Origin of the sequence: Sphingomonas sp. PAMC 26605 (assembly GCF_000241485.1) — a bacterium.
GTDB lineage: Bacteria > Pseudomonadota > Alphaproteobacteria > Sphingomonadales > Sphingomonadaceae > Sphingomonas.
In genome coordinates this window covers 155,587-166,132 of sequence record NZ_JH584241.1, presented here as the reverse complement: position 1 = coordinate 166,132, position 10,546 = coordinate 155,587, and the positions used below count along the sequence as shown (strand labels likewise).

The following is a 10,546-nucleotide window of genomic DNA, read 5'->3' as shown; positions in this document are numbered from 1 at the left end:
ACGTCTCACCGAGACCGAAGCCTGCGGTCGCGGCACGGCCCCACCCCAACCCCTCCCCTGAAGGGGAGGGGCTTTTCGCCGTCAGCCGAGCTTGGAGGCGATCAAGGCCTTCAGATCGACCTGCGCGCGCGCACCGTAATGCGAGATGATCTCGGCTGCGCAGACCGCGCCCATCTTGAGCGAATCGGCGATGCTCTTGCCCTGTGCCTGCCCGCGCAGGAAGCCCGCCGCGAACAGATCGCCCGCACCCGTCGTATCGACGACGCGCTCGATCGGCTCGGCGGCGACGCTGACGGTCTGCCCGCCCGAAACCGCGATCGCGCCCTTTTCGCTGCGCGTGACGACGAGCATCGGCACCTGCGCCGCAGCCTCGGCGACCGCCGCATCGAAGTCCTGATTATCCATCAGCGCGGTGATCTCGGCCTCGTTGGCGAACATGATGTCGATCAGCCCGTCGGCCATCAGCTTGCGGAAATCGCCGCCGTGGCGCGAGATGCAGAACACGTCGCTGAGCGTGAAGGCGACCTTACGGCCAGCCTTGCGCGCGACCTCGATCGCGGCGCGCATCGCCTGGCGCGGTTCTTCCGGATCCCACAGATAGCCTTCGAGATAGAGGATGGCGGCGTTGGCGATCAGCTCGCGGTCGAGCGCCGCCTCGGGCAGGAACTGCGACGCGCCGAGGAAGGTGTTCATCGTGCGCTGGCCGTCGGGCGTGACGAAGATCAGGCAGCGCGCGGTCGTCGGTTCGCCGTCGCGCGCCGCGGTGGTGAAGTCGATCCCGACCGCGCGGATGTCGTGCGCGAAGATGTCGCCGAGCTCGTCCTTGGCGACCTGACCGATGAAGCCGCACTTGCCGCCCATCGCCGCGATCCCCGCCACGGTGTTCGCCGCCGAGCCGCCGCTCGCCTCGATCCCTGGGCCCATCTTGGCGTAGAGCGCATCGGCTTCCTCGGGCGAGAACATCAGTTGCATCGAGCCCTTGGTCATCGCGGCTTCGGCGAGGAAGGCGTCGTCGGACTGCGACAGCACGTCGACGATGGCATTGCCGATCGCGACGACGTCATAGGTGGGCTGGCTCAAGGATGGTCTCCGGGAAAAAGGTCTCTTGCTCGTGCCGTACCGGGGGGGCGGAACACGCGCAACTCTCCGTCGCCCCGGCGAAGGCCGGGCCGCTGGGAAGGACGCGAACGGCCCGCGTCGAACGCAGCGGCCCCGGCCTTCGCCGGGGTGACGGGCGCGTGCGGGGCGGCTAGGGCCACGCTTATGTTGCGCGCGCTCCTACTCTCGCTAGGCCAGCTCGGCGATCGCAAGATCGTCGCGGTGTTCCTAAAGTCGTTGCTGGTCACGGTGGTGCTGATCGCCGCGCTCGGCGTTGCGCTGTGGTATGGCGCGACGCAGCAGGCGGCCGAGTGGGGCTGGGATCCGGCCGCGGGCGGCGTGCTCGGCGCGGTCGCATTGCTCGCCGCGTTCGGGATCAGCTGGCTGCTGTTCCGCGCGGTCGCGATCGCGGTGATGATGGCGTTCGCCGACGATGTCGTCGTCGCGGTCGAGGCGCGGCATTATCCCGCCGCGCTCGAGACCGCGCGCAGCGTCTCGCCGTTGCGCGGGATCGGCCTTGGCCTGCGCTCCGCAGCGCGCGCGATCCTGGTCAACCTCGTCCTAGCGCCGGTCTATGTCGCCTTGCTCGTCACCGGCGTCGGCACCTGGCTGCTGTTCTTCCTGGTCAACGGCTGGCTGCTCGGACGCGATCTCGGCGAGCTCGTCGCGGCGCGCCACGTGCCGCCTGCGCTGATGCGAGACTGGCGCAAGACGGGCGCGGTCGATCGCTTCGCGCTGGGGGTTGCGGGGACCGCCCTGTTCATGGTTCCGATTGCGAACCTCTTCGCGCCGATCCTCGGTGCGGCGATGGCGACGCATCTGTTCCATTCGGGGCGAGAGACATGAAGCTTTTCGGTGCAATTCTGGTCGGGCTGGCGCTGTCCGGCTGCGTCGCGAGCACCGCGACCGCGCCGGTCGCACGACCGGCGTTCGTGCCGATCCCGACCGGGACCGCGGGTCTGGGCGGCGTGATCGGCGCTAACGCGGCGCATCTGACGAGCCTGTTCGGTGCGCCCGTCGCCGACGTTCGCGAGGGGACTGCGCGGAAGCTCCAGTTCACCAACGCGACCTGCGTGCTCGACGCCTATCTCTACCCCAACGGCAAGGCCGAGCCCGTCGTCACCTATCTCGACGCGCGCCAGACCGACGGCTCGCCGATCGACCGCGCGAGCTGCGTCGGCGCGTTGCAGGTCGGGCGCCGGAAATAGGCTAAGCGCGGGCGAGTTCGGCGAACGCCCAGTCCGCCGCCTCCGCCACGACCGGGTTGGGATCGCCGCGCAGCCGTTGGACCTGCGCGCGCAACCCCGGATCGCCGCTGTTGCCCGCCGCGATCAGGCAATTGCGCACCATCCGGTCGCGCCCGATGCGCTTGATCGGCGAGCCGGCGAACACCTGGCGGAAGCCCGCGTCATCGAGCGCGAGCAGATCGGCGAGCTCGGGCGCGACGAGCTCGGCGCGCGGCAGGAAAGCGCGGTTGGCGCTCGCGGCGGCGGCGAACTTGTTCCACGGGCACACCGCGAGGCAATCGTCACAGCCGTAGATGCGGTTGCCGATGCTCTTGCGGAATTCGAGCGGGATCGGCCCGGCATGTTCGATCGTGAGGTAGGAGATGCAGCGCCGCGCATCGAGCCGGTACGGCGCGGGAAAGGCGTCGGTCGGGCACGCGCGCTGGCAGGCGTCGCACGAGCCACAATGGTCGGTGGACGGGGGAATGGGTTGATCCACCTTCCCCTTTGCACGGTTCCCCGGCGAAGGCCGGGGCCCAGTCGCGCTGTCGTTGGAAAGCGAGCGCCGTGCGCGATCATCCGCCGCTCGCTCCTGGGCCCCGGCCTTCGCCGGGGAACCGATCAGGGGAGAAGCCGCAGCTGCCGCCCCGAACGCGGCGATGTCGAGCGTCGTGTAGATCGCGCCGAGAAACAGCCAGCTCCCCTCGCTACGGCTCACCAGATTGGTATGCTTGCCCTGCCACCCCAGCCCCGCCGCCTCGGCGAGCGGCTTTTCCATCACCGGTGCGGTATCGACGAACACCTTGAGGTCGATCCCCGGCGCCTCCGCGACCAACCAGCGCGCGAGCGCCTTCAGCGCGCGCTTGACGACGTCGTGATAGTCGCCGCCCTGCGCATAGGTCGAGATGCGCCCTACCCCGCCCTCATCCGCCAGCGCGAGCGGATCGGTCGCCGGGGCATAGCTCATCCCTAGCGCGATCACGCTCTTCACCTCGGGCCATAGCCCAGCGGGGGATTCGCGGTGATGCGCGCGCTCCTCCATCCAGATCATCCCGCCGTGCAGCCCCTCGCGCAGCCATTGCTGCAACCGCTCGGCGGTCTTCGGCGCGGCGTCCGCCGCCGCGACCCCGCACGCGACGAAACCGAATTCGCGCGCTTTCGCCGCAAGGCGCTGTTCGAGGGGCAAAGCGTCAACCATTGCCCGCCACATAGCGTGTTCGCGCCGCGCTTGTCGAAGCCCGGCGCACTATTCTACACAGGCAACACAGCGCTCAGCATCGGGCGCGGACGGCGGGGGTCTCCTTGGACAATTCTCTGGCGGTCAGCGCCTCCGGCCTGATCAAGAATTTCGGCGGGCGGCGCGTCGTCGACGGCGTCGACATCGCGGTGCCCAAGGGCGCGATCTACGGCGTGCTCGGCCCCAACGGTGCTGGCAAGACGACGACGCTCAGGATGCTGCTCGGCATCATCGAGCCCGATGGCGGCGAACGCACGCTGCTCGGCCATGATCGCCCGCGCGATGCGAGCGACCGGGTCGGTTATCTCCCCGAGGAACGCGGGCTCTACCCCGCGATGCGCGCCAAGGAGGCGGTCGCCTTCATGGGCGCGCTTCGCGGGCTCGATCTCAAGACCGGCCGCAAACGCGCGGTCGATCTGCTCGAGGCGGCGGGGCTCGGCCATGCGGTCGACACCAAGATCCGCAAGCTGTCGAAGGGCATGGCGCAGCTCGTCCAGCTGCTCGGCTCGGTCGTCCACCAGCCCGATCTGCTCGTGCTCGACGAACCCTTTTCGGGGCTTGACCCGGTCAACCAGGAACGCTTGGAAGCGCTGATCCTCGCCGAGCGCGACCGCGGCGCGACGGTGCTCTTCTCGACGCACGTGATGGCGCACGCCGAACGGCTGTGCGACCGACTCGCGATCATCGCCGGCGGCAAGCGCCGCTTCGAGGGCACCGTGGCGGACGCCCGCGGGATGCTGCCGATGCGTGCGCATTACGTCCCCGAACGCGACGATCCCGCGATCGCGCAGCATCTGCCCGGCGATGCGCGGCATGGCGAGCAGGGCTGGTCGTTCGAAGTTCCCGATGGCGGGGTCGAGCAGGCGCTCAGCCGGCTGATCGGCGCGGGCCACGGCATCGCCGGCCTCTCGATCGAACGCCCCGGCCTGCACGACGCGTTCGTGCGGATCGTCGGTGCGGCAGGACAGGATACGGCGAACCTCGGCAAGACCGCGACGGAGCACCACGCATGAGCGCGCAGCCGATCAGCAACACGCGCCGCACGCTTCGCCAGGCGCTGACCATCGCGCGGCGCGATTTTATCGCGACGGTGTTCACCCCGACCTTCCTGCTGTTCCTGCTCTCGCCGCTGTTCACGATCGGCTTCGGCCTGGTCGGCGGGATGGGCGCGTCGACCGTGGCGAGCGGCTCGAGCGAAAAGACGCGGATCGTCGCGATCGTTCCGACTGCCCAGCAGGACGCGATGCGCTCCGCCGATGCGCGATTGCGCGACGCCTTCGCGCGCGGCGACCGGCCGCCGACGCTGGCGATCGAGTCGCCTGCTGCAAATCCCGAGGCGCAGGCGCGCGCCGCGTTCAAGAGCCGCAAGGGTATCGACGCGTCGGCCACCCTCTTCGGCGACCTGACGAAGCCGACAATCCTCTATGACGGCCAGGGCCGCGGCGACGCGCGCTACCTCGCCTCGCTCGCCGAAGCGACGCTGCGCACCGATCCCGCGCAGACCGAGCCGCTCAGCAAGGCCACGCTGACCTCGATCGCGCGCGCCGCGCCGACCGAGAGCGGGCACAAGCAGGCCGCGTTCCTCGCGGTATTCGGCATCTTCTTCCTGGCACTCCTCCTCGCGGGCCAGGTCGTCGGCACGATGATGGAGGAGCGCAGCAACAAGGTGGTCGAAGTGCTCGCCGCGGCGGTGCCGCTCGAGGCGGTGTTCTTCGGCAAATTGCTCGGCATGTTCGGTTCGGCGATCCTGTTCGTCGGCTTCTGGACGACGCTCGTCACGCAGATCGGCGGCATCCTTCCGCCGCGCTACGCCACAGCGATCGGCGAGATCGGCCCGGCGGTCGGTGCGCCGATGTTCTTCCTGCTGTTCTTCGCCTATTTCGCGATGGCGTATCTGCTGCTCGGCGCGGTGTTCCTCGGCGTCGGCGCGCAGGCCTCGACCGCGCGCGAACTGCAGATGATGTCGCTGCCGATCACGATCATCCAGGTCGCGATGTTCGGCCTCGCGCTCAAGGCGAGCGCGGCCCCCGACTCGACGCTGGCCAAGGCGGTCGAGATCTTCCCGCTCAGTTCGCCCTACGCGATGGCGGCGCACGCCGCGAACCAACCCGAGTTGTGGCCGCATGTCGCAGCACTCGGCTGGCAGGCGCTATGGGTTGCGATCGCGATCACCGTCGGCGCGCGCGCGTTCCGGCGCGGGGTGCTGCAATCGGGGAGCGGCCGGCTGTTCGGGCGGCGCAAGACTGTTGACATGAGTGTCAGTTAGACGTTCACTCTCCCCAAAGGAGAGGGATTATGGCGACTCTGGCGCAGGACGTGATCGACCGGTTCGATGTCAGCCGACCCGAACTCTACCGCGACGACCTCTGGCAGGCGCCGTTCCGCGAACTGCGCGCGACCGCACCGGTCCACCGCGTCGAGCATTCCGACTTCGGCCCCTATTGGTCGGTATCGAGCTACAAGCCGATCATCACGGTCGAATCGCTGCCCGATCTCTATTCGTCGCAGGCGGGCGGGATCACGCTCGCCGATTTCATCGAGAACAACCCGACCGACGTGCGCATGCCGATGTTCATCGCGATGGACCGGCCAAAGCACACCGGCCAGCGCCGCACCGTCGCGCCCGCCTTCACGCCGTCCGAAATGGTGCGGATGAGCGACAATATCCGCATGCGCACCGCCGAGGTGCTCGATTCGCTCGAGTGGAACACGCCGTTCGACTGGGTCGACACCGTCTCGGTCGAGCTGACCACGCAGATGCTCGCGATCCTGTTCGATTTCCCGTGGGAGGAGCGCCGCAAGCTGACCTTCTGGTCGGACTGGGCGGGCGATATCGAGCTCGTCAAAAACGAGGAGCTGCGGCTCGAACGGCTCCGCCACATGTACGAATGCGGCGGCTATTTCCAGAATCTTTGGAACGCCAAGATCGGCAAGCCGCCGACGCCCGATCTGATCTCGATGATGATTCATTCCGACGCGATGGCGGAAATGGACCAGATGGAATTCCTCGGCAATCTGATCCTGCTGATCGTCGGCGGCAACGACACGACGCGCAACACGATGAGCGCGGTCGCCTACGGCCTCGACCTGTTCCCCGATCAGCGCGCCAAGCTCGAGGCCGATCCGTCCATGATCCCCAATACGGTGCAGGAAATCATCCGCTGGCAGACCCCGCTCGCGCACATGCGCCGCACCGCGACGGTCGATAGCGAGTTAGAGGGCCAGCAGATCAAGGCCGGCGACAAGCTCGCGCTATGGTACATTTCGGCCAATCGCGACGAGAGCGTTTTCGAGAATGCCGACCGGATCATCGTCGATCGGCCCAATGCGCGGCGCCACCTCGCCTTCGGTCACGGCATTCATCGCTGCGTCGGGGCGCGACTGGCGGAGCTGCAGATCGCGGTCCTGCTCGAGGAAATGGCGAAGCGGCGGATGCGCGTGAACGTGCTCGGAGAACCCGAGCGTGTCGCGGCGTGCTTCGTCCATGGCTATCGCAAGCTGCCGGTCGAGATCAGCCGCTATTGAGCACGCTCAGTTCGGCTTTGCGATTGCCTCGACACGGACCGGCTCGGCATCCCCCGAGCAATCGCCATTCTGCCGCGCGACCACCGCGGGCGGCGCCTTGCGGCCCATCGTCCAGTTCGCCTGCATCCGCACCTTGGGATTGGGCGCACACCAGATCTCGCCGGTCTCGTTGATCGCGGTGACCCAGATAAGGTTATGCTCCTGGCCGTAATCGATCACGGCGAAGGCGAAGCCCGGCCCCTTGTCGAGCACATGAACCGGAAGCGGCGGATCGAGCTGTTGCATGGTCATGAACCTGAATCGCGCGAGATCGCTTGCGGTTCCCGATGCGTCCACCGACATCGAGCGCGCGTAACTATCCCGCAGCCCGAGCGTATACCTAAGCGTGACGCCAAGAGGATCCGACCGATGTACGACCGCCGCAACTTCCTGACCCTCGCCGGCACCGGTGCCGCCGCCTTCGCGCTGTTCGGCTGCAAGGGCGCGAGCGCGGGTCCGCCCGAAAAATTCGAGATCACGCTGAGCGATGCGCAGTGGAAGGCCAAGCTCTCCCCCGCCGCCTATAACGTGCTGCGGCACGAGGGCACCGAGACACCCTATACCAGCCCGCTCAACGGCGAGCATCGCGCAGGGATCTTCTCGTGCGGTGGTTGCGCGCTGCCGGCCTTCTCCTCGAAGACCAAATTCGAAAGCGGCACCGGCTGGCCAAGCTTCTGGGCGCCGCTCACCAATGCGGTCAAGACGCGCACCGACAGTTCGCTCGGCATGGCGCGGACCGAAGTGCATTGCCGCCGCTGCGGCGGGCATCTTGGGCATGTCTTCGATGATGGGCCCAAACCGACGGGCCTGCGCTATTGCATGAATGGCGTGGCGATGACTTTCACGCCGGGCAAGGCGTGACCCCTGCTCCCCGGCTACGGCCGGGGGCCCGCATCAGCCGTGGCTGTCGCTGGCCAGCGCGGCCATGATCATCGGCGCGGTGCGGACCTGCTCTTCGTCGCTGCCGGCCTTGGCCGAATAGATGAAGCCCTTGGTCGGATAGGCCGAGGTGCCAAGGCCGCCCTGCGGGCCGTACCACACCTTGACTTCGCTCCAGTCGCCATTGGGCGAGACGTCGATCGCGCGAACGTCATGTTCGACCGCGCCGCGGCGCGACCAATTGGCGTGGGTCAGCAGCACTTCGTGATCGTTGACGACTTCGCTGACCATCGCGACATGCCCCATCCGCATGCGGCTGGTCGAGGCGAAGGCGAGCACTGCGCCGACCTTGGGGGCGTGGCCGCGGGCGTAGCGACCGGCGGCCTGGCCCCACCAGGTGCTGGCATTGCCGTGGAGGTCGATCCCCGACACCAGCCGCGCGAACGGCGCGCACTGCCAGAACTGCGCCATCGCAGGGGTCGCCGTCAAAAGGGCGCACGATACCACCAGCGCAAAACGCGCTGTCAAAGCCTTGAATGTCATGTGACCCCCCAAAGGTCGTTTGAACTTGCTGAGTGTCTCAAAGCAGGTCGGCGCGGCGCTGAAAACCCTGTCACCCCGATGAACGGAACCTTTTCCGATGAAGCGAGTTGACCGCACGATGACTGCCCGTTCCGGCGTCGTCCGGCGGTTCGCGAACGTCATGCGCGCTCGCCAAGTCCCGCGATCGCGGCTAAGAATCGCCCCATGAACCACGTCGTCGTCCGCTCGCGCCTGCTGCTTGCCCTGTTGCTGTGCGGCACGCCCATTGCGGGGTGTTCGCGCGAGGCCGCGCCCGACGACGACGCTGCCTTGTACCAGTCGAATGCCGCGACGCTCACGCCCGGCGTCCAGCCGGTGCGCGTCGGTGAGGGTGGCCCGGCCTTCCGCGCCTGCGCCAGTATCGGCCAGGTTGTGAACCTTTCCCCGGCCGGCGAACAGTATCTCGCGGTGCGCACCGCCCCCTTCGCCGAAGCCGGCGAAGTCGTCCGGCTCGGCGACGGCGCCAAGATGTACCTGTGTTCGCGCTCGCTCGATCAGCGCTGGCAGGGCGTGGTGGTGCCGCCGGCCGATGCGCCGACGAGCGATTGCGGCGTCACCGCGTCGCTCGCGGGCCCGCGCGCTTATGCCGGGCCGTGCAAGTCGGGGTGGGTGCTGAGCGGCTTCGTCCAACCATCGGCGGGCTGACGTCCCGCTATTGTTTGGTAGCTCAGTATGGCGCGCAATACCCACGAAACGAGGCGAGCAGCGCTATTTTGAATTTCGGGTTTGCGGGCCGCGGCAGGATCGGGCATCGCTGTGGCGGCACAGACACGGCAGATGGCGGACCCATGGCACTCGACCCCGAAACCTTCGATGCACTGATCGACACGGTGCGCCGCTTCGTCGCCGAACGGCTCCGCCCGCTCGAGGCGGCGGTCGAGGAAGCCGACGCGATCCCCGCCGACGTCGTGCAGGACATGCGCGAGATGGGGCTGTTCGGCCTGTCGATCGAAGAGGCATATGGCGGGCTCGGGCTGACGATGCTCGAGGAGGCGAAGGTCGCGATCGAGCTCGGCCGCACCACCCCCGCCTTCCGCTCGACTTTCGGCACCAATGTCGGGATCGGCTCGCAGGGTCTCGTCATGGCGGGCAATGCCGAGCAGAAAGCCGCGTGGCTGCCGCGCATCGCGAGCGGCGAGATCATCACCAGCTTCGCGCTGACCGAGCCCGACGTCGGATCGGATTCGGGCGCGGTCAAGACGCGCGCGACCTTCGACGGGCAGTCGTACCGGCTGAGCGGCACCAAACGCTATATCACCAATGCCGACAAGGCCGACCTGTTCACCGTGATGGCGCGGACCAGCGACGATCCCGGCGCGCGCGGCGTCTCGGCGTTCCTCGTGCCGCGCGATCTGGCGGGCGTGTCGATCGGGACGCCTGAAAAGAAGATGGGGCAGAAGGGCGCCAAGGTCGCCGACGTGGTGTTCGACGATGTCGTCGTCCCCTCCGAGAACCGGCTCGGGGCGGAGGGCGAGGGCTTCAAGATCGCGATGCGCGTGCTCGATCGCGGGCGGCTGCATATCTCGGCGGTGTGCGTCGGCGTGGCCGAGCGGCTGATCGCCGATTGCGTGGCGTACGCCACCGAGCGCAAGCAGTTCGGCAAGCCGATCGCCGAGCATCAGCTGATCCAGGGGATGATCGCCGATTCGAAGACCGAGGCGCTCGTCGCACGCGCGATGGTGCTCGAGACTGCGGCTTCGAAGGACGCGGGCAAGGACGTCGTGATGGAGTCCGCCGCCGCCAAGTATTTCGCGAGCGAGATGGTCGGCCGCGTGGCGGACCGCGCGGTGCAGATCTTCGGCGGGGCGGGCTATATCGCCGATTACGGGATCGAACGGCTGTACCGCGACGTGCGGTTGTTCCGGATCTACGAGGGCACCAGCCAGATCCAGCAGATCATCATCGCGCGCGAGACGATCAAGCGCGGGGGGTGAGCGATACGATACGCCCTTGCGGAAGG

The 10,546-nt window shown here is 67.8% G+C and carries 12 protein-coding genes; 8 read left to right on the top strand and 4 right to left on the bottom strand.

Annotated features, from left to right (window positions below; genetic code table 11):
* Positions 1 to 81 precede the first annotated feature (81 nt).
* Positions 82 to 1,080, bottom strand: coding sequence for an adenosine kinase (locus RH90_RS00765; RefSeq protein ID WP_010183274.1), 999 nt, complete (start codon positions 1,078 to 1,080; stop codon positions 82 to 84).
* Positions 1,081 to 1,263: 183 nt separating this feature from the next.
* On the opposite strand from RH90_RS00765, the gene RH90_RS00760 reads away from it, so the two are divergent.
* Positions 1,264 to 1,944, top strand: coding sequence for an EI24 domain-containing protein (locus RH90_RS00760; protein WP_010183273.1), 681 nt, complete (start codon positions 1,264 to 1,266; stop codon positions 1,942 to 1,944).
* Positions 1,941 to 2,306, top strand: coding sequence for a hypothetical protein (locus tag RH90_RS00755; protein ID WP_010183272.1), 366 nt, complete (start codon positions 1,941 to 1,943; stop codon positions 2,304 to 2,306). The genes RH90_RS00760 and RH90_RS00755 overlap by 4 nt, the downstream gene beginning before the upstream one ends.
* 1 nt (position 2,307) lies before the next feature.
* On the opposite strand, the gene queG is transcribed toward RH90_RS00755, so the two are convergent.
* Positions 2,308 to 3,522 carry a tRNA epoxyqueuosine(34) reductase QueG gene (queG, locus tag RH90_RS00750; RefSeq protein ID WP_010183271.1) on the bottom strand — a complete coding sequence of 405 codons (1,215 nt, stop codon included), beginning with the start codon at positions 3,520 to 3,522 and terminating at the stop codon, positions 2,308 to 2,310.
* Between the two features lie 104 nt (positions 3,523 to 3,626).
* Between queG and RH90_RS00745 the strand changes: the two genes are divergently transcribed.
* The 3 genes from RH90_RS00745 to RH90_RS00735 are packed head-to-tail and all read left to right on the top strand — an operon-like array spanning position 3,627 to position 7,086.
* Positions 3,627 to 4,574 carry an ABC transporter ATP-binding protein gene (locus RH90_RS00745; protein ID WP_010183269.1) on the top strand — a complete coding sequence of 316 codons (948 nt, stop codon included), beginning with the start codon at positions 3,627 to 3,629 and terminating at the stop codon, positions 4,572 to 4,574.
* Positions 4,571 to 5,827 carry an ABC transporter permease gene (locus RH90_RS00740; RefSeq protein ID WP_010183268.1) on the top strand — a complete coding sequence of 419 codons (1,257 nt, stop codon included), beginning with the start codon at positions 4,571 to 4,573 and terminating at the stop codon, positions 5,825 to 5,827. Before RH90_RS00745 ends, RH90_RS00740 begins: the two co-directional genes overlap by 4 nt.
* 29 nt (positions 5,828 to 5,856) lie before the next feature.
* Entirely contained in the window at positions 5,857 to 7,086 is a 1,230-nt protein-coding gene (locus RH90_RS00735; protein WP_010183267.1) for a cytochrome P450, read from the top strand.
* A gap of 6 nt (positions 7,087 to 7,092) precedes the next feature.
* On the opposite strand, the gene RH90_RS00730 is transcribed toward RH90_RS00735, so the two are convergent.
* The gene (locus tag RH90_RS00730) at positions 7,093 to 7,377 is read right to left on the bottom strand and encodes a hypothetical protein (RefSeq protein ID WP_029624920.1); all 285 of its coding nucleotides are present in this window, start codon (positions 7,375 to 7,377) and stop codon (positions 7,093 to 7,095) included.
* 117 nt (positions 7,378 to 7,494) lie between these two features.
* Here RH90_RS00730 and msrB point away from each other — a divergent pair, with 117 nt between their 5' ends.
* A complete protein-coding gene (gene msrB / locus RH90_RS00725) occupies positions 7,495 to 7,986 on the top strand; it encodes a peptide-methionine (R)-S-oxide reductase MsrB (protein WP_010183263.1) in 492 nt (163 codons plus the stop codon).
* Between the two features lie 33 nt (positions 7,987 to 8,019).
* Here the strand turns inward: msrB and RH90_RS00720 are convergent, their stop codons facing one another.
* The gene (locus RH90_RS00720) at positions 8,020 to 8,547 is read right to left on the bottom strand and encodes a CHAP domain-containing protein (RefSeq protein WP_029624919.1); all 528 of its coding nucleotides are present in this window, start codon (positions 8,545 to 8,547) and stop codon (positions 8,020 to 8,022) included.
* A 204-nt stretch (positions 8,548 to 8,751) separates the two neighbouring features.
* Here RH90_RS00720 and RH90_RS00715 point away from each other — a divergent pair, with 204 nt between their 5' ends.
* Positions 8,752 to 9,231 carry a hypothetical protein gene (locus RH90_RS00715; protein WP_010183260.1) on the top strand — a complete coding sequence of 160 codons (480 nt, stop codon included), beginning with the start codon at positions 8,752 to 8,754 and terminating at the stop codon, positions 9,229 to 9,231.
* A 143-nt stretch (positions 9,232 to 9,374) separates the two neighbouring features.
* Entirely contained in the window at positions 9,375 to 10,520 is a 1,146-nt protein-coding gene (locus RH90_RS00710; RefSeq protein WP_010183259.1) for an acyl-CoA dehydrogenase family protein, read from the top strand.
* Positions 10,521 to 10,546: the final 26 nt, after the last annotated feature.